15 protein-coding genes and 2 pseudogenes are annotated in these 18162 nt (G+C 70.7%); 8 read left to right on the plus strand and 9 right to left on the minus strand.

Features of this window, described 5'->3' with window-relative positions:
- Nucleotide 1 precedes the first annotated feature (1 nt).
- Genes ACLF3M_RS24545 through ACLF3M_RS24565 form a run of 5 tightly spaced genes read left to right on the plus strand, consistent with a single transcriptional unit; the run spans nucleotide 2 to nucleotide 4934 of the window.
- Entirely contained in the window at nucleotides 2-478 is a 477-nt protein-coding gene (locus ACLF3M_RS24545; protein WP_430659620.1) for a tripartite tricarboxylate transporter TctB family protein, read from the plus strand.
- Nucleotides 475-1983 carry a tripartite tricarboxylate transporter permease gene (locus ACLF3M_RS24550; protein WP_430659621.1) on the plus strand — a complete coding sequence of 503 codons (1509 nt, stop codon included), beginning with the start codon at nucleotides 475-477 and terminating at the stop codon, nucleotides 1981-1983. The genes ACLF3M_RS24545 and ACLF3M_RS24550 overlap by 4 nt, the downstream gene beginning before the upstream one ends.
- A complete protein-coding gene (locus ACLF3M_RS24555; RefSeq protein WP_430659622.1) occupies nucleotides 1980-2951 on the plus strand; it encodes a tripartite tricarboxylate transporter substrate binding protein in 972 nt (323 codons plus the stop codon). The genes ACLF3M_RS24550 and ACLF3M_RS24555 overlap by 4 nt, the downstream gene beginning before the upstream one ends.
- Before the next feature lies 1 nt (nucleotide 2952).
- Complete coding sequence (locus ACLF3M_RS24560; RefSeq protein ID WP_430659623.1) at nucleotides 2953-4605, plus strand: FAD-binding protein; 1653 nt, start codon at nucleotides 2953-2955, stop codon at nucleotides 4603-4605.
- A 20-nt stretch (nucleotides 4606-4625) separates the two neighbouring features.
- Nucleotides 4626-4934 carry a 2Fe-2S iron-sulfur cluster-binding protein gene (locus tag ACLF3M_RS24565; RefSeq protein ID WP_430659624.1) on the plus strand — a complete coding sequence of 103 codons (309 nt, stop codon included), beginning with the start codon at nucleotides 4626-4628 and terminating at the stop codon, nucleotides 4932-4934.
- Nucleotides 4935-5155: 221 nt separating this feature from the next.
- On the opposite strand, the pseudogene ACLF3M_RS24570 reads toward ACLF3M_RS24565, so the two are convergent.
- Nucleotides 5156-5287, minus strand: a pseudogene (locus ACLF3M_RS24570) (IS5/IS1182 family transposase); the annotation flags it as partial.
- A gap of 61 nt (nucleotides 5288-5348) precedes the next feature.
- Nucleotides 5349-5720, minus strand: a pseudogene (locus tag ACLF3M_RS24575) (transposase); the annotation flags it as partial.
- 111 nt (nucleotides 5721-5831) lie between these two features.
- Between ACLF3M_RS24575 and ACLF3M_RS24580 the strand changes: the two are divergent.
- A complete protein-coding gene (locus tag ACLF3M_RS24580; RefSeq protein WP_430659625.1) occupies nucleotides 5832-6902 on the plus strand; it encodes a mandelate racemase/muconate lactonizing enzyme family protein in 1071 nt (356 codons plus the stop codon).
- Between the two features lie 59 nt (nucleotides 6903-6961).
- On the plus strand, nucleotides 6962-8449 hold the full coding sequence (gene tcuA / locus ACLF3M_RS24585) for an FAD-dependent tricarballylate dehydrogenase TcuA (RefSeq protein WP_430659626.1): 1488 nt from the start codon (nucleotides 6962-6964) through the stop codon (nucleotides 8447-8449).
- On the opposite strand, the gene ACLF3M_RS24590 is transcribed toward tcuA, so the two are convergent.
- The 7 genes from ACLF3M_RS24590 to ACLF3M_RS24620 form a co-directional block, all read right to left on the minus strand.
- The gene (locus ACLF3M_RS24590; protein WP_430659627.1) at nucleotides 8446-9453 is read right to left on the minus strand and encodes a Gfo/Idh/MocA family protein; all 1008 of its coding nucleotides are present in this window, start codon (nucleotides 9451-9453) and stop codon (nucleotides 8446-8448) included. The genes tcuA and ACLF3M_RS24590 overlap by 4 nt on opposite strands.
- Nucleotides 9446-10765 carry an FAD-dependent oxidoreductase gene (locus ACLF3M_RS24595; protein ID WP_430659628.1) on the minus strand — a complete coding sequence of 440 codons (1320 nt, stop codon included), beginning with the start codon at nucleotides 10763-10765 and terminating at the stop codon, nucleotides 9446-9448. The genes ACLF3M_RS24590 and ACLF3M_RS24595 overlap by 8 nt, the downstream gene beginning before the upstream one ends.
- A gap of 5 nt (nucleotides 10766-10770) precedes the next feature.
- Nucleotides 10771-11862 carry an ABC transporter ATP-binding protein gene (locus tag ACLF3M_RS24600; protein WP_430659629.1) on the minus strand — a complete coding sequence of 364 codons (1092 nt, stop codon included), beginning with the start codon at nucleotides 11860-11862 and terminating at the stop codon, nucleotides 10771-10773.
- On the minus strand, nucleotides 11852-13585 hold the full coding sequence (locus ACLF3M_RS24605) for an ABC transporter permease (RefSeq protein WP_430659630.1): 1734 nt from the start codon (nucleotides 13583-13585) through the stop codon (nucleotides 11852-11854). The genes ACLF3M_RS24600 and ACLF3M_RS24605 overlap by 11 nt, the downstream gene beginning before the upstream one ends.
- A gap of 4 nt (nucleotides 13586-13589) precedes the next feature.
- Complete coding sequence (locus ACLF3M_RS24610) at nucleotides 13590-14606, minus strand: ABC transporter substrate-binding protein (protein WP_430659631.1); 1017 nt, start codon at nucleotides 14604-14606, stop codon at nucleotides 13590-13592.
- Between the two features lie 829 nt (nucleotides 14607-15435).
- Complete coding sequence (gene rocD, locus ACLF3M_RS24615) at nucleotides 15436-16677, minus strand: ornithine--oxo-acid transaminase (protein WP_430659632.1); 1242 nt, start codon at nucleotides 16675-16677, stop codon at nucleotides 15436-15438.
- A gap of 16 nt (nucleotides 16678-16693) precedes the next feature.
- Nucleotides 16694-17581, minus strand: coding sequence for a dimethylarginine dimethylaminohydrolase family protein (locus ACLF3M_RS24620; RefSeq protein WP_430659633.1), 888 nt, complete (start codon nucleotides 17579-17581; stop codon nucleotides 16694-16696).
- Nucleotides 17582-17712: 131 nt separating this feature from the next.
- Here ACLF3M_RS24620 and ACLF3M_RS24625 point away from each other — a divergent pair, with 131 nt between their 5' ends.
- Nucleotides 17713-18147, plus strand: coding sequence for an Lrp/AsnC family transcriptional regulator (locus ACLF3M_RS24625; RefSeq protein ID WP_430659634.1), 435 nt, complete (start codon nucleotides 17713-17715; stop codon nucleotides 18145-18147).
- Nucleotides 18148-18162: the final 15 nt, after the last annotated feature.

Genomic DNA, 18162 nt, shown 5'->3' on the forward strand with positions numbered 1-18162 from the left:
CATGGAGAGCGAGGCGCCCCCCGCACCAGGTATCGGGGAGACCGCCGCGCTCGCTTTCGTCTTTGCCTTCTCGCTCGGCGCCGTCGCGCTGGCCCTCGCCTATCCCCTCTGGGAGTACATGCAGCCGGGCCCGGGACTGTTCCCCGCCATCGCGGCGAGCCTCTCCGCGCTCTGCGCGTCCGCGACGCTGGGCGAGGCGCTGCTGGCGCGTCGGCGCGGCACGGCGGTCACGGGCGAGCGCATCGAATGGCGGCGGCTGCTGGTCTATGCCGCGATTGTTCTCGCCTGGCCCGCCAGTTTCGCGACGCTCGGCTTCGCGGTCTCCTCGCTTCTCGCGCTCGCCCTGCTGATGCGGCTTGGGGAGGGGATGCGCTGGACCGCCGCGCTCGGCATCGCGGGGGCCACCGTCGGACTGGGCTGGCTGCTGTTCGAGAGGCTGCTCGGCGTGCCGCTGCCGCACGGCGTGCTGCCGGCATGATGGAGTCCCTTGCCGGCCTGGCGCAGGGCTTCGGCGTCGCGATGACGGCGGCGAACCTGCTCTGGTGCCTCGTCGGCGTCGCGCTCGGCACCGCGGTCGGCGTGCTGCCGGGGCTGGGGCCGACAGCGACCATCTCGCTCCTGCTGCCGATCACCTACCGGCTGGATGCGACGGCCTCCCTCATCATGCTGTCCGGCATCTACTACGGCGCGATGTATGGCGGCTCCATCACCTCGATCCTCGTGAAGATCCCCGGCGAGGCGAGTTCCATCGTCACCTGCATCGACGGACATGAGATGGCGCGGCGCGGCCGTGCCGGCGCCGCGCTCGGCATCTCCGCCTTTGGCAGCTTCATCGCGGGCGTGGTCGCGACCTTCGGCGTGGCGCTGGCCGGGCCGCCGCTGGCGGGGCTGGCGCTGGCCTTCGGCCCGGCGGAATACACCGCGCTCGTGCTGTTCGGCCTGGTGCTGGTGACACAGATCGGGGAGGGGTCGCGGCTCCGCGCGCTGCTGATGGCCGCGCTCGGCCTGCTGGCCAGCGCCATCGGGCTCGATCCCATCAGCGGCATGCCGCGCTTCACCTTCGGCATCGTGGAACTGCAGGACGGGCTCGACATCGCCGTGCTCGCCATGGGCCTGTTCGGCGTGGCGGAGGTGCTGGCGCTCGCCGCGGCACGAGACGACAAGGCGCAGATGATCGACAGCCCGCGCGGCCTGCGCGCGCTGCTGCCGGACCGCGCGGATTGGCGCGCCTCCGCCGCGCCGATCGGGCGCGGGTCGGTGCTGGGCTTCGTGCTGGGGCTGCTGCCGGGTGGCGGCGCGCTGATCTCCTCCTTCGCGTCCTATGTGATGGAGCGGCGGCTGGCGAAGGATCCGTCGCGCTTCGGGCAGGGCGCGATCGAGGGCGTGGCGGGACCGGAAAGCGCCAACAACGCCGCGGCGCAGGCCAGCTTCGTGCCGCTGCTCTCGCTCGGCATCCCCAGCAATGTGGTGATGGGCGTGATGATCGGCGCGCTGATGATCCAGGGCATCGCACCGGGCCCGATGCTGGCGGCGCAGCGGCCGGACCTGTTCTGGGGCGTGATCGCCAGCATGCTAGTCGGCAACGTCATGCTGCTGGTGCTGAACATACCGCTGCTGCCCGTTTTCGTGGCGCTGCTGCGCGTCCCCCAGCGCATCCTGGCGCCGCTGATCCTGCTGTTCTGCGTGGTTGGCGCCTACAGCCTGCAGAACAGTGCCTTCGACGTGGTGATGGTCGGCATCTTCGGCGTGCTGGGCTTCCTGCTGCGGCTGGTGAAGCTGGATCCCGCGCCCTTCATGCTGGCCTTCGTATTGGGCGAGTTGCTGGAGAAGTCGCTGCGTCAGGCGCTGCTGATCGGCATCGGCAGCCCGATGATCCTGGTGCAGAAGCCGATCTCCGCCACGCTTCTGGTGATGGCCGCGCTGGTCCTGCTCTGGCCCGCGCTGCGCTGGGTGACAACGAGGACAGGGAGAACGAGACCATGACCGCACGCCTGACCCGCCGCACCGCGCTGGCGGCGGGAGCCGCCACGCTGGCGGCACCCGCCCTGGCGCAGACCTTCCCGACACGGCCGATCACGCTGGTGATCCCCTTCACCCCCGCGGGCGGATCGGACCTGACCGCGCGCGCGCTGGCCAAGGCAGCGGAGCCGATCCTGGGCCAGCCCATCACCGTGGTGAACCGCCCCGCGGCAGGCGGCGCCGCGGCTATGCAGGAAGTCGCGCGCGCGGCGCCGGATGGCTACACCATCGTCAACTCCACCGCGATCCTCTGTTCCATCGCGCCGCACATGCGCGATGTCCCCTACAACGCGGCGACGGACTTCACGCCGCTGATGACCTATGGCGCCTTCAACACCTTCGTCAGCGTGCGCGCCGACGGCCCCTATCGCACGCTGAAGGACCTGATGGATTTCGCGAAGGCCAATCCGCGCGTCACCACGGCGGGCGTGTCGGTGATCGGCGCGTCGTCGCATCTCGGCTTCGCGCGCATGGCGCAGGAACAGCAGGCGCAGGTCAGCTTCGTGCCCTTCGGCGGCGGCGCGCCGGCGGTCACCGCGCTGCTTGGGCGGCACATCACCACCGCCGTCGTCTCCGGCGAGGTGCTGCCCCATGTCGCGAGCGGCCAGGTGCGGCTACTCGCGACGCTGATGGGATCGCGCGTGCCCTCCCTGCCCGACGTGCCCTCCATCCGCGAGCTCGGCTACAACTGGGAGATGAACTCCTGGCTCGGTATTGCCGGACCGCGCGGCATGCCGCAGCCCATCGTGCAGCGCCTGCAGGACGCCTTCCTGCAGGGCATGGGCGACGCCGATTTCAAGCGCGTGATGGAGGAGATCGCGGTCGCGGAACTGCGCAACGATTCCGTGGCGGCGACGCGCATCCTGAACGAGGATCTCCGCAGCTTCGAGGCGCTGCTGCGCGAGCTGAAGCTCGGTCGCTACGCCAACTGACATGAAGACGGAGCCGGCCCCGGGCTACGACGTCGTCGTGGTGGGCTCCGGCGCTGCCGGGCTGCGTGCGGCGATCGCGGCGGCGGAGGCGGGACGGCGCGTCTGCGTGGTGACAAAGGGCTCGCTGCTCTATTCTGGCGCCTCGGCCTCGGCCAATTTCTCCTACTGTGCGAGCTTCGGCCATTTCGGTGCGGAGGACACGCCGGAAGCCTATGCCGCCGACATCCTCGCCAGCGGCCACGGCCTCGCCGATCCCGCGCTGGCGCTGCGCCTGGGGGAGGATGCGGGGCGCGAAGCGGACCTGCTGGAAGGCTGGGGCGTGGCGTGGAAGCGCGATCCCGCCGGCCGCCACCAGCTCGCGACCTTCGCGGGGCATCGTTTCCAGCGCGCTATCCATGTGGGCCTGCGCACCGGCAAGGCGGTGATGGTGGCGCTCGGCCGTCGTGCTGGGATGCTCGGTACTGCCGTGCGCGATCATTCTGTGGCGTTGCAGGTGCTGCTGCGCGACGGCGTGGCGGCAGGCGTGCTGCTGCTCGACCTCCGGCGCGGCGCGCTGGTGGCGATGCCGGCGGGCGCCGTCGTGCTCGCCACCGGCGGCAATGTCGCAATGTATGCGCTTCATTCCAACCCGGACGAGGTGACAGGCGACGGCATCGCGATCGCGCATGCGGCCGGCGCGACGCTGACCGACCTCGAATTCGTGCAATCCTACCCGACGGTGCTGATCTCGCCTCCGGCGGCGCGGGGGCTGCACTACCCCACGGGCCGCCTGCTTGGCTTCGGGGCGCGGCTGCTGAACGGGAACGGTGAGGAGTTCTTCCATCGCTATTGCGACCTGCCGATCCAGCAAGCCACGCGTGACGCGCTTTCCCGCGCGATCGTGCTGGAGGCCGCGGCCGGCCGCGGCTCACCACGCGGCGGCGCCTTCGTCGATGCACGCGCCGTCGCGCAGGAGACGCTCCGTAACGTGCATTTCGAAGGCTACTTTCGAGACCTCGACATCGACGTCGGGCGTGACTGGCAGGAAGTCGCGCCGACGCCGCATTTCACCCTCGGCGGCGTGCGCATCGACCGGGACGGACGCACCGACGTTCCGGGCCTGCTCGCGGCGGGCGAGGTCGCGGCCGGCCTGCATGGCGCGAACAGGCTGACCGGCGTTGCGCTGCCGGAGTCGCTGGTCTTCGGCGCCGCCGCTGGCCGCGCCGCCGGGGCGGAATCGCGGGCACCGCGGGATATCCAGGTCGATACGCCCTGGCACGACGCGATCGCGGCGGCGCTGAGTCCCGCCTCGCCGAGATGCGGCGCACCGCATCTCGGCGAGGCGGCCGGGGCATTGCGCGCGGCGATGCAATCCGGCGCCGGCGTGCTGACCTCCGCGGCCTCTCTGCGCGCCACGCTCGCCTTGCTTGATCAGGTTGAAGCGATGCTGCCGCGCCTGGCCAGCCGTCAGCCGGGCCTTCGGCTGAACTGGGAACTCGCCCGCATCCTGGAACTACGGCACATGCTGGCGGCTGCGCGGCTGCATGCGCGCGCCGCCTTGCTGCGGGACGAATCGCGTGGCGCGCATCTGCGCCTGGATCATCCCAAGGAAGACCCGCGATGGCTGCGCCACCTGCTGGTGCGCGGCGATGCCGTCGCGGAGGCGCCGGCGTGACCGGGTTCGAGGAGAGAGTGGTGACCATCCGCGTTTGGCGCCAGCCGCCCGATGCGGCCGCAGGGTGGTGGGATGAGCACCAGGTCTCCATCCCGCATGGCGACCACGTGCTGAACCTGCTCGCCGCCGTGCGGCGCCAAGTCGACCCGTCGCTCTGCTATCCCGACCATTTTTGCAAGATCGGCACTTGCGGCGCCTGTGCCCTGGTGGTGGACGGCCGGCCCGTGCTCGGTTGCCGCGCGATCGTCGCGCGTGACGAGGTCACGATCGCGCCGCCGCGCGGCCGCGCCATCCTCGCCGACCTGCTGGCGGAGGAGCCGGGGCGTTAGCAGGCTACGGAAATTTGCGGCCGAGGGCTCGGCTTTCCTGGGCGGCGGCGCGAGTGCGCGACCTTTGGCGGGGTAATGGGCCACGTTTTGTTGGCCAACCGCCGTGGATTATTGCGCCAGGGACTCTCCTGGCACTGATCAGGCAGGCGGAGCAAGCAGCGTCGGTAGCCGGAAGAGGCTGGAGGCTGGAGGCTGCGACCTGCAGCCAGCTTGACGCTCCATCCGACCCGTTCCACCCCGCGCTTCCGCGTCCGCCGCATGCTGCCGATCTCCTTGCCCCAGCCGAACACCTCCTCGATCCGCTTGCGGATGCGCTGGCTCACCTTGTAGGCGGGGTGGCGCATGGCTCGCCCGGGCCGTGACCGATCGCATGGTGTAGGAGCGCGATGATCCTCGGTGGGCTGGGCCACCGTGTCAGGCTGGCACGGCCGAGAGCCTGACAGTGGCAGGATCGCTGACGGTGCGGATGGCTTCCCGGGTCATGTAGCGGGACCGCTGGGTTGCCCACTCGTCGGGCTGCTCGAGGAGCATGGCGCCGACGAGGCGGACCACGGCGGCCCCGTTGGGAAAGATGCCAACGACATCGGTCCTGCGCTTGATCGCGCCGCTGAGGCGCTCGATCGGGTTCGTCGATTGCCGCTTGGCCCGGTGCGCGGCGGGGAAGTGCATGTAGGCCAGCACGTCCTCCTCGGCGCTGTCCATCAGCGTGGCGCGCTTGGGCACCTCGGGACGGAGCTGGTCGGCCACGGTACGCCACTGGGCGTGGGCTGCCGCGGCGTCCTCTTGGTAGTGCTTGTCCTTCCGCGCCACTTCGCGGACCACTCTGGTGCAAATGGCAGTTCGATCAATACTTGTTGGCAGGTGCGGTTGGAATTGGCTGACGGGAAGGATAGGCGGATGGTCGGATCCATCGAGATTGCGCCCTTCGTGTTGCCGCTTGCGCAGGAATACCGTTGGGCGAAAGGTGTACAGACTGAGCGCCGCGGCCTAATCGTGCGGGTGGAAGCATGGGGCGCTGAGGGCTTCGGCGAATGCGCGCCGGCCATCCATCTCGATACCGACGTCACCGCGCTAGCGAGCGAAGCCGGCGCGCTCGTCGCGGGCTTGCCGCCGGAAGCCGACGATTTCCTCTCGCGTCTCGACGCACGCAGCGCCCCGGATCGCCTCCGCTGCGGTATCGCGGCGGCCTGGCTGTCGGCACGCGCGGCATCGAAGGGCGTGGCGCTTGCCGCGCTGCTGGCGGATGGCGCGGCGCCGGCCGATGTCGTGCCGGTGAACGGCCTGGTCACGGAGAAGACGCCGGAACACGCCGCCGCGCGGGCCGCCGCGCTGGTGGCGGAGGGCTATCGCACGGTGAAGGTGAAATGCTGGGCTGACCCCGCCGCGGACCTGGCACGCGTCGCGGCCATCCGCGAGGCCGCGCCGGCGGCGCACATCCGCCTCGACGCCAACGAGGCCTGGGACGCGGCATGGGCGCTCGATCACGTCCGCGCGCTGGCGCGGTTCGACCTCGACTATGTCGAGCAGCCCATCCCCTCCCATCGGCCGCTGGCCGAGATCGCCGCCTTCCGACGCGCCTCGCCCGTTCGGGTCGCGCTGGACGAAAGCGCGACGGGTCCCGAAAGCCTGGACGCGATCCTGGCGGCCGATGCGGCAGACGTCATCATCCTGAAGACGCAGCGCGCCGGCGGGCCCGACCTCGCGCGGCGCATGATCCGCAAGGCCGCCGATGCCGGCGTGCAGGTCACGGTGACGGTCAGCCTGGAATCGGCCATCGGAACGGCGGTCGCGCTGCATGTCGCGGCGACGCTGCCGACGCCCCTGCCGGATTGCGGCATCCCGATGGGACGCTTCCTCGCTGCCGATCTGGGCCCGATGCCGCCGGTCGAGCCGGGCGCGGTGATGGCCGTCCCGCGCGGCGCGCCCGGGCTTGGGCTGCGGCCCGACGCCTGGCCGCTGCGGCGCTGAGGCTTGCGTGCCGCCCGCGGCCGGCAGCATCCTGATCGCGGTGGCGCAAAGGTGCGGTCATGGAGGAGACGTCGAGCGACGTCGTCGTGGTCGGCGCCGGCAATGCGGCGCTCTGCGCGGCGCTGTCGGCGCGCGAACGCGGTGCCTCGGTGCTGGTCCTGGAGGCGGCGCCCTTCGATGCGCGCGGCGGCAACAGCCGCTTCACCGCCGGCGCGATGCGGGTGCCCTATGACGGCCTCGCCGACATCCTGAAGCTGATCCCGGATCTCGGCGCGGCGGAGCGCGCCAACACCGAATTCGCCGGCTATTCCCGCGACGCCTTCTTCGACGACATGGCGCGGCTGACGCAGTACCGCGCCCAGCCCGAACTGGTGGAGATCCTGGTCAACCGGAGCTTCGACGCGCTGATGTGGCTGCGTGGTCACGGCATCCGGTTCCTGCCGGCCTATGGCGCGCAGGCCTTCAACGTGAACAACAAGTATCGCTTCGGCGACGGCCTGACGATCGAGGCGGTGGGCGGCGGGCCGGGGCTGGTGGACACACTGACCAGCGCGGTCCGGCGCGGCGGCGGGCGCGTGCTGTATGGTGCGCGGGCGACGGCGCTGGTCGCCGATGCCGGTGGCGTGCGCGGCGTGCGCCTGCGCCACGACGGGCGCGAATTCGCTGTCGCCGCGCGCGCCGTGGTGCTCGCCTGCGGCGGCTTCGAATCCAATGCCGAGTGGCGCGCGCGCTATATCGGGCCGGGCTGGGACCTCGCGAAGGTGCGCGGCACGTGCTTCAACATGGGCGACGGCATCCGCATGGCGCTCGATGTCGGCGCGCGGCCGCACGGCCATTGGTCGGGCTGCCACGCCGTCGGCTGGGACATGAACGCGCCGGAGTTCGGCGACCTGGCAGTCGGCGAGAAGTTCCAGAAGCACTCCTATCCGCTCGGCATCATCCTCAACGCGCGCGGCGAGCGCTTCGTGGACGAGGGCGCGGACCTCCGCAACTTCACCTACGCGAAGTACGGTCGCGCCGTGCTGGAGCAGCCGGGGCAGTTCGCCTGGCAGGTCTTCGACGCCCGGGTCGCGACGCTGCTGAACGACGACTACCGCATCCGCCAGGTGACGAAGGTCACCGCCGATACGCTGGAGGGTCTGGCCGCGAAGCTGGAGGGAGTGGACGGCGCGGGCTTCCTGCGCACCGTCGCCGCCTTCAACGCCGCGGTGCGTGACGACGTGCCCTTCAATCCCGCGGTCAAGGACGGCCGCGGCACGCAGGGCCTGGCGTTGCCCAAGTCGAACTGGGCCAACCGCATCGAGACGCCGCCCTTCGAGGCCTATGGCATCACCTGCGGCATCACCTTCACCTTCGGCGGCGTGAAGATCGACACCGAGGGCCGCGTGCTGGACACCGCGGACGACCCGATCCCGGGCCTCTACGCGGCCGGCGAGATGGTCGGCGGGCTGTTTTACCACAACTACCCCAGCGGCAGCGGGCTCACCTCCGGCACGGTGTTCGGAAGGCTGGCGGGCGCTTCGGCGGGCGGGTTCGCGCGCGCCTAGGGCAGCGCGCGCGGCACGCCGGCGCTGGTATAGGCGTCCTCGACCAGCTTCAGCGTCGCGATCTGGTCCCGCGCCGAGGTCCAGAAGGCGGCACCGTCGCGGAGGCGGGCGACGAAATGCGCGATCGAGGCGTCGAAGCCGGCCTGCCGGGCGTCGTCCTCGTCGAAGGCGACCGTCTCGGGTTCCGGGCCCAGCAGGCGCAGCACGCCGCCATCGAAGACCACGCTGGCGCGCGTGCCGGTGATCTCCACCCGGTCCGGACCGCGGATGTCATGCCCGGCAGCGGACATCACGCCCTGCACGGTGACGGGCAGGCCGGCCTCCCCTTCCAGCAGCATGGCGACGGAATCCTCGCCCACGACCTGCGACGACGCGCGCGCCATCCGCGCCGCGACGAGACGCATCTCCCCGATCAGCGACCGCGCGACGTCGAGCTGGTGGATCAGCCACTCCGCCGTCATCAGCCGTGGCTCGGTCGCGATGAAGGGCATGCGCACCAGCACGTTGGCGACGCCTTGCGCATCCGGGATCAGGCTCGATCGCACCAGGGCCGCGCGGTATTGCGTGATGCGGCCGAGCCGCCCCTGGCGAATCCACTCGCCGATGCGCGCGTAGTAGGGCCGGAAGCGCCAATTCTCGTTGACCATCACGCGGATGCCGCCGTCGAGCGCATCCAGCAGCCCGACCGCCTCCGCATGCGTCGGGCAAAGCGGCTTCTCGCAGAGCGCGTGCAGCCCATGCCGCGCGGCCAGCTTGAGATGCTCGGCGTGCAGACCGCGCGGGCTCGCGATGTCGAGCAGGTCGAGCCGTTCCTTCGCGATCATCGCCTCTGGCGTCGCATGCACGCCGAGGATCGCGAATTCCGCGGCGCGCGCGGCGGCGCGGCCGGGCGCGGGATCGCAGAGCGCGACGACCTTGGCGCTGGCGCAGCGCGCCCAGGCACGCAGATGGTCGCCGCTGACGCTGCCGCAGCCGATCAGCCCGACGCGCAGCGTGTCAGCCAAGGAAGGCGCCCTCCTCGACCAGGCGGCGCTGCAGCGCGGCGATGTCGAGGCCGGCGACCGGCACGCCGGCGCGCACCGCCATCGCCGCCGCCGTGCCCGCCGCCTGCCCCATCACGTAGCAGGGGCCGGTGACGCGGATCGAGGATTGCCCGATCGCGGTCGCCGATGCGCAGCGGCCGGCGACGAGCAGATTCGCCACGCCACGCGGCAGCAGCGCGGCGAAGCCCAGCTGGTGGAAGCCGCGTCCCGGCGTGAAGCGCCATTCCGTGTCGCCCCTGGTGTGGCGCTCGATCGGCCAGCCGTTCACGCCGATGGCGTCGGGAACGTCCCCGCCGGCCAGGATCTCCTCCTCCCCGATCACATGCCGGCCGACCAGGCGCCGGGTCTCGCGGATACCCAGCTGGGGTGCGATCTCCAGCAGATAGGCCTGCTCGAAGCCGGGCACCTCGGCCTTGTAAAAGTCGAAATAGCTGCGGACCTGGCGGCGGCCGGCGATCTCGCCCTCGCTGAAGGACAGCCAGTCAGTGCCATCCACCGGCCTAGCGCCGACCGATATCTGCGTGGCGTTCGACCGCCATTCCCCCGCATGCGGCTGCCTGTTGATCGAGGCCGAAAGACGCGGCAGGTCCGTTCGCCCTGCCGCCTGCGCCGCGGCCAGGCGTGCTCGCAGGCTCGGCTTGCCTTCCGCCCAACCGCGCTCGTCATCCACATGGCCCATGCGGAACATCATCGTGGGATAGGCGACGAAGCCGTCGTCGTCGCCCTTCTCCGTCGGCGCGCCGGCCCAATGCGCGAGGTCGGCGTCGCCGGAGCAGTCGATGAACACCGACGCCGTGACAGCGCCGCGCCCGGACTTCGTCTCGATCAGCAGCGCGACGATCCGTTCGCCCTCCATCGCCGCGCCGACCGCCAGCGTGTGGAACCGGATCGTGGCACCGGCTGCAAGCACCGCGTCATCGGCGATGCACTTCATCGCCGCGTTGTCATAGGCCTGGCCCCAGGTGCGGCCCATGATGGCGTGCGGCTCGTGCAACGCGCCGAGCCGTTCCAGCCGTGCCAGCAGATCGTCGGCGACGCCGCGCGTCACGCGGACGCGCTCGCCATGCACATTCGCGTAGAGGCCGCAGAAGCTGGTGACGCCGCCCGCGGTGCCCATGCCGCCCAGAAAGCCGTAGCGTTCCAGGAGCAGCGTGCGCGCGCCGTCGCGGGCGGCGGCGATGGCGGCGGCGATGCCGGCGGGGCCGCCGCCGAGGATGACGACATCGGCCTCGGCGAGGATCGGCGTGCGGCGCTCGGGCTCGATGAGGTGCATGGCGTTCAGCCCGGCAGCAGGACGCAGCGATCGGGCGGCAGCTCGACCGAGACGGCATCGCCCGGCGCGCGCATCGCGACGGACATCGCCAGCACATCCAGCCGCGTCGATCCGACCCGCACCGCGTAGGCCACGGTGCGGCCAGCGAAGCTCACGTCCTCGACCGTGCCGGCGAAGCGGTTCGGCGCATCGGCGCTTGGCGGGCCGAGCAGTATGTGTTCCGGCCGCACCATCAGCTGCACGGTGCCGTCCGGCGCGGCCGCCGCGCAGCGCACCGCGCCGAATTCGGTCTCCACCAGCGCGCCGGCGTCGTCGCGCGCGACGACGCGGCAGGGCAGGAAGCGCGTGCGGCCGATGAAGGCGGCGGTGAAGGCATCGCGCGGGCGGAGGTACAGTTCTTCCGGCGTGCCGAGATCGGCCAGCACGCCGTCGCGCAGGACGGCGATGCGGTCCGACAGGCTCAGCGCTTCCTCCTGGTCGTGCGTGACGTAGATGGACGTGGTGCCGATGCGACGCTGCAGATCCTTCAGCTCGGTGCGCATCTGCTCGCGCAGCGCGGCGTCGAGGTTGGACAGCGGCTCGTCCAGCAGCAGCAGCTTCGCCTCCCGCACGATGGCGCGGGCCAGCGCGACGCGCTGCTGCTGCCCGCCCGACAGCAGCGTGGCGCCGCGATCGGCCAGCGCGGCCAGGCCCACCTGCTCCAGCGCCGCCATGCCGCGGCGGCGGCGCGTGGCGGCGTCCAGGCCCCGCTCGCCTTCCAGCGGGAAGACCACGTTCTGGAAGACCGTCATGTGCGGCCAGATCGCGTAGGACTGGAACACCATCGCGATGTCTCGCTTGTGCGGCGGGACGAAGCTGTTCCGGGTGCTTTCGCTCAGCGTCTCGCCCGCCAGGGCGATCCGGCCCGCATCCGGCCGCTCGAGCCCGGCGATCATGCGCAGCGTCGTGGTCTTGCCACAGCCGGACGGTCCGAGCAGCGTGAAGAACTCTCCGCGCCGCACGTCGAGGTCGAGCGCGGCGACGGCCGGTGCCGCGGCATTCGGATACGTCTTGCCCAGGCCCCGCGCGCGCAGGATCGGATCCTCGTCAGACGGCACCGATCGCCCCCCGTCGCGCACAGGCCCGCCAGGCGACGGTGGCGATGGCCAGGATCCCGACCAGCCAGACGCCGATGGCAGCCGCGATCGTCGGCTCCCCGGTGTTCCAGTAGCCCCAGAGGAGCGTCGACAGCACCACGTTGTCTCGCCCCTGCAACATGATCGGCGTGGAGAGCGCGCGCAGCGCATGCGCGAAGACCCAGATCCATACCGCGAGCGCGGCCGGGAGGAACAGCGGCACCAGGATGCGCCGCATCACCCGGGCGGGACCGGCGCCGGACATGCGCGCCGCTTCCTCCAGCTCCGGGTGCAACTGCACCATCACCGCTCCCATGCTGCGGCTGCCATAGGCGACGTAGTCGGTGACGAAGGCGATGACGATGATCCAGATCGTGCCGTAGACCGGCAGGAAATCCAGCGAGAGATAGACGAAGACCAGCGCCAGCCCGACCATCACGCCCGGCAGCGCCAGCGGCACCAATGCCAGGGTGTCGATGATCCGCCGGCCCGGCCCCTTCGCGCGGTGGACATAGGTCGCCACGGCGAAGGCCAGCAGCACCACGCCGGTGGCCGAGATCAGCGCGACCTGCAGCGCGTTCGACGTCGCTTCCAGCGCGCGCGCGTTGCGCAGGAAAGTCAGGTGGTTCTCGGTGGTGAGCAACTCCACCAAGTCCAGCGAGAAGCGCGCCTGGTAGGGCAGCAGCGACGTCCAGAGCAGCATCGCGAAGGGCAGCAGCACCGCCAGCACCAGATAGAGCGCGACGAGTCCCGCCAGGGGCCAACGCCACGCGCCGAGCGGCTGCGGCGCGGCGCGCCAGCCCTTGCCGGTGATGGCGACGAAGCGCTGCGCTTCGCGCCCCAGGCGCTGCACCAGCAGCACCAACGCGCCCAGCGCGAGCAGCAGCAGGAAGGACAGCGCGCCGATCTCGCCATAGAGCGGGATGCTTTCCGGCGGATTGTTCGCGAGGTTGTAGAGATGCGTGCTGAACACCCAGAGCTTCGCGGGGATGCCGATGATGGCGGGGACGTCGAAGATCACCAGGCCTATGATGAACAGGACCAGCGCGGCGGACGCGATGGCCGGCAGAAGCATCGGCAGATGGATGCGAAGAAGCCGCCGCAGGGGCCTGGCGCCGGACAAGGAGGCCGCCTCGTCCAGCGACTGGCCTATATTCGCCACCGGCGCCGCCAGCATCAGGTAGGCCGAGGGCACCAGCGCCAGCCCCTCCACGAAGACCATGCCCCCGAGGGTGTAGATGTTGAAGATTGGCTGCCGCGTACCGAGCCAGCCGCCGACCACCACGTTGATCGCGCCGATGCGCGGGCTCAGCAGCAGCGTCCAGGCGATCGCCAGCAGCATCAGCGGGATCGCCATCGCCATCACCACCGTCCCGCGCATCAGGCCGCGCATCGGCAGGTCGGTGCGTTCCAGCAGGAAGGCGAGTGCCAGGCCCAGCGTCACCGCGACCAGCGTGGACCCGGCCGAGAAGGCAAGCGTGTTGAGGATCAGTCCCGGCAGGAAGGGATCGGCGAAAGCCTTCGCGACATGCGCCGTCGTGAAGCCGGGCTCCAGCGGGAAGCCGCTCGGCTTGAAGGCGCTGACCACCAGCATCGCCAGCGGCACGACGACCAGGTAGCCCAGCACCAGCAGCAGCGCCGCGCCGCCCAGCAGTACGGGCAGCGGCGCGCTTGTGAAGGCGCCGCGGCGCGCGAAGGCGCCCACCTTCTCAGCGCGCCCGCGCGCCGACCACCATGCGGTTCATGCGCTCGAAGATCTCGGCATAGGGCTGCTTGTTGTCGATCGGCCACTCGCTGATCTGCTTCCCGGCCAGGAAAGCATGGGTCTGCGTCGTCGGGATCAGCGCGCTGCCGCGACCGACCGCCTGCTCATAGGCCCGGTTGCCCTCCGGCCCGGTCAGCCAGGCGGTGAACACGGTGGCGGTCTTCGGGGCGCGGGCCTTGGTGGGCACGAAGGTATAGACGGAGCTTACCGGCGTCGGATCGAGCGATACCATGTCGATCGGTGCGCCGCGGCGCTTCGGCGCCTGCGCATTGTGCCAAATGCCGAGGCCCAATGCGATCTCGCCGGAAGCGACGGCCTGCGCCAGGGGAGCGGTCGCGTTGAAGAACATCGGCCCCTGCGTCAGGAAGCGCGTATAGAAGTCCAGCACGCGCTGCTCGCCCCAGACGGCCGAGAGTTCCGCGAAGCCTGCGGCGCGCACCCAGGTGCCGACATTGCCCTTGTTGCGTGGTGCCAGGAGGTCATCCCAGCCGGCCGGCCGTGGCATCATGCGCGTGTTGTAGACGAGGCAGTAGATCGAGACGGCCGTGTTCACGGCCCGGCTCGCGTGGACTAGGCGCGGATCCACGCCGAGAGCGGCATAGTCCTGCTGTGAGATCAGGTCCTGGCGCAGCAACTGCGCCGTCTCGCCACCGCCGACGGTGACGATGTCACCGGTAGCGCCGCGCGCCATGGTCTCCTGCATCACGCGGGCGGCGACGCCGTTGCCGCCGGGAATGCTCTCATGCCGCACGCGCAGGTCGGGGAAGCTGCGGCGGAAAGCGGCGAGGACCCGGTCTGCCTCGTCGCTGCGACTTGACTCATACCAAACCGCCGCGTCCTCGCCGGCGGCCTGTGTGGCGAGGGCTTGCAAGCTCCCCTGCGCATCTGCCCTGCGACCAATGGCTGCAAGCAGTGGCCCCGCGATAAGGAGTCGACGGTGCACGATCCTAGAACCGGCCATGTGCTATCTCCTCCCAGCTGGACGCAGAGCGTACCAGCATCCCTCGGTTTGGCTAGTTGAACACTGAACACAGGCGCCTGCCGGCCTCAGGTCTCAGATTGGGCCTGCTGAGCGGTTCGGAGCGGTGGAGCGCGTGATGCGCGAGCACGGCTACAGCGAACCAACAGGTCGCGAAGCTCGAAGATGAGCTCGGGGTCCGGCTGCTCGACCGCTATGCGCGAGGCGGCTCCAGCACAGCGAGCGAGCCGCAAGGCATGGTGACCCTGAGCTTTTCCGCGAGCTGCCGAAGCTGTTCGGCGGTCGCTTCGCCGCGCTCAGCTTGAGCAGCTTTGCCGGCATGCGGTTGCGCAGCACGAACGCTCGGAGCCCGGTGTTGGAGGCGTGGGTCCATGAAGGGCGTGTAGACATCGCCGTCCTCAATGGCCCGACCGACCCGGGAACAGCGTCACTCTATCCCCGCGAGGCGCCCGACGCGCCCGGTGAGGCGATCGCCTTGCGTGACGGCTTCCCCGAGCCGTCCGGCCGCGCGCGGCTGATGCCCGATGGCATGGCGGATCTCGCCAAGATGCCGGACAGCGAGAACCGATTCGTGCTGACCATGGGCCGCGAGCCCGAGCTCGAGTGGAGCTGCTGGCGCGCGCCGATCCCGCGCTGCCCGCCGGCCTCGCCTTCATCCCTTTGCCTGCCAGGAGGCCGCGGCGAACCTGCTCACCGATCCGCGGCTCGATCCCCAACTGGCACATCATTGGCTGCAAGTCCTGCGCAGCACGGCTCAAAGCCGTGTCAGTGCCGGATGCAGCGCATCCCTCGGGGTTGCGCCGTGCGCAGCCTATGGATCGGGGTCGGGCGTCGGCCCGGTCAGGACGGCGCCGATGCGCTCCAGCGCCCAGTCCGCCTGCTCGCGCGTAATCACCAGCGGCGGCGAGACCCGGATGGTGTGCCCGTGCGTGTCCTTGCAGAGCAGCCCGGCGCTGCGCAGCGCCTCGCAGTAGCGACGGGCGCCACCGGCCTCCGCTTCCAGCTCGACTGCCAGCATCAGGCCGCGGCCGCGCACGTCCTTCACACGATCGCCGGCGATGCCGCGCAGCCCCGCCGCAAGATACGCCCCGATGCGTTCGGCATTGCCGATCATGTCCTCCTCAACGAGCACCCGCAACGCCGCGCGCGCCACCGCGCAGGCGAGCGGGTTGCCGCCGAAGGTGCTGCCATGCTGCCCCGGTTGCAGCACGCCGAGCACGGCGGTGTTCGACAGCACGGCGGAGACCGGATAGAAGCCGCCCGACAGCGCCTTTCCGACCAGGGTCACGTCGGCCTCGATCCCCTCATGCTCCTCCGCCAATAGACGGCCGGTGCGGCCGAGCCCGGTCTGGATCTCGTCGAGGACCAGCGTCAGCCCGTGCCGGGTGCAGAGGTCACGCACCGCGCGCAGGTAGCCGGGTGGCGGGATGATCACGCCGGCCTCGCCCTGGATCGGCTCAATCAGCACGCCGACCGTGTTCGCATTGATCGCCGCTTCCAGCGCGGCGGCGTCGCCGAAGGGCACGACGCGGAAGCCCGGCGCGAAGGGGCCGAAGCCGCCGCGCGTCTCGGCGTCGCTGCTGAAGCCGATCACGGCGATGGTGCGGCCGTGGAAGTTCTCGGCGCAGACGATGATCTCGGCCGCGCCTTCCGGCACGCCGCGGACCTCATAGCCCCATTTGCGCACTGCCTTGATGGCGGTCTCGACCGCCTCCGCGCCGGTGTTCGTTGGCAGCACCATGTGGGAGCGCGTCAGCGCGCAGAGCTCCTCGAGGTAGGGCGCGAACTGGTCGTTGCGGAAGGCGCGGGACGTCAGGGTGAGCCGTCCCGACTGCTCGACGAGCGCCTCGCGGATGCGCGGATGACAATGGCCCTGGTTGACCGCCGAGTAGCCCGCCAGGCAGTCGAGATAGCGGTTGCCGTCGACGTCCCACACCCATACGCCCTGCCCACGCGTGAGCACGACGTCGAGCGGGCGGTAGTTGTGGGCGCCGAGGCGCTCCTCGACGCCGATGTGGTCGTAGCGGATGCTGGGGATCATGGTGTCGGGCATGGCGAAGCCTCCGTCGTCATTCAGCTGCGGTGGCGAGGTCCAGGCGGCGCGACGCGCCGACCGAGCTCCGGTCCAAGCGGAGCGTCATGCAGAAGGCGGCACCGCCGGCGAGGATGAAGGGTGCAAGATCGAGCTCGACCGTGCGGTAGCCGCACCCGTCGAGCACGGCGCGCAGGCGGGCGGAGGTCCGGGCCATCACCACGGTGCGGCCGATGGCGACCGCATTCAGGCAGAGCAGCCCTGCCTCCTGCTTGGTGGCTTCGATGCGCTGCACGGCGGGGACGCGCTCGCGGATCGCCTCGAGCGAGGCCGGGGCGAAGGCGCCGGGGTAGTAGAGAACCTCGCCGCCAGGCAGAGGGCAGAAGCAGACATCGAGATGGTAGAAGCGCGGCGAGACCAGCTCCAACGGCACCGCCTCGAGTCCGAAGAAGGTCGCGACTTCCGCAATCGCGTCATTCCGGGAGCGCTGGCCATGGCCGGCCCAGAAGTGCCCACGTGCCTCGTCCCAGATGCAGTCTCCCGCGCCCTCCTGGAAGAGGCCTTCGGGCAGGGTCGCAACCTCGGTCACAAGGCCGCGCGCCTGAAGGCGGCCGAAACCCGAGCGGAAGCGCGCCTCTTCCGGCCGGCGCTCGGGGCAGGCGAAGCGCGAAAGCAGCGCACGCCGGTCCAGCACCACGGCCGCGTTCGCGGGGAACACCATGTCCGGCAGGCCGGGCACACCGGGCAGGACCTCGAGCTCCGCGCCAGCCTGGCGCAAGGCCGTGGCCAGCGCGGCCCAGGACGCGCTCGCTGTGGCACGGTTGACGTCCGCATCGGCGTGCCACGCCGCCGGGCGCATCCAGGGATTGATCACATAGTCCACCGCGAAGTGGGCGGGGTCGGTCATCAGGATCTGCGCTGCCATGGTCGCTCCCGACCGCGAACTCGATGCTCCAGCATCGCAACGGCGCGCGTCAGCAATCCGCTGAAAAAGCGCCAGCCGGGCGGGGGAAAGCTGGCACAATGCCAGCCGCATCTGGCAAATCGGCAAACGACATGGAACTCGACGACACCGACCGCCGGCTGATCGCGCTGCTGCGTGCCGATGCGCGCCGGCCCGCCTCCAGCCTGGCGGCGGTACTCGGCGTCTCGCGTGGCACGGTGCAGAACCGGATCGCGCGCTTGCTGCGGGGCGGCGTCATCCAGGGCTTCACGCTGCGCCTGGCGCCGGAGTCGCAGACGGCCGGCGCCTCGGTCCGTGCCATCACGGCCATCGAGATCCGCGGCCGATCGACGGACGGGGTCGTCCGAGCATTGAAGGGCTTCCCGGAGGTGCGAACCTTGCACATGACCAACGGGCGCTGGGACGTCGTCGCGGAACTCGCCGCACCGAGCCTGGAGACGCTCGATCAGGCGTTGCACCGGATCCGCGCGCTGGAAGGCGTCGCCAACACGGAGACTAGCATCCTGCTTTCGACCCAGAAGGGCTGACGCGGCGCCGTGTCG

This window comes from Falsiroseomonas sp. HW251 (assembly GCF_050563545.1).
Taxonomy (GTDB): domain Bacteria; phylum Pseudomonadota; class Alphaproteobacteria; order Acetobacterales; family Acetobacteraceae; genus Falsiroseomonas.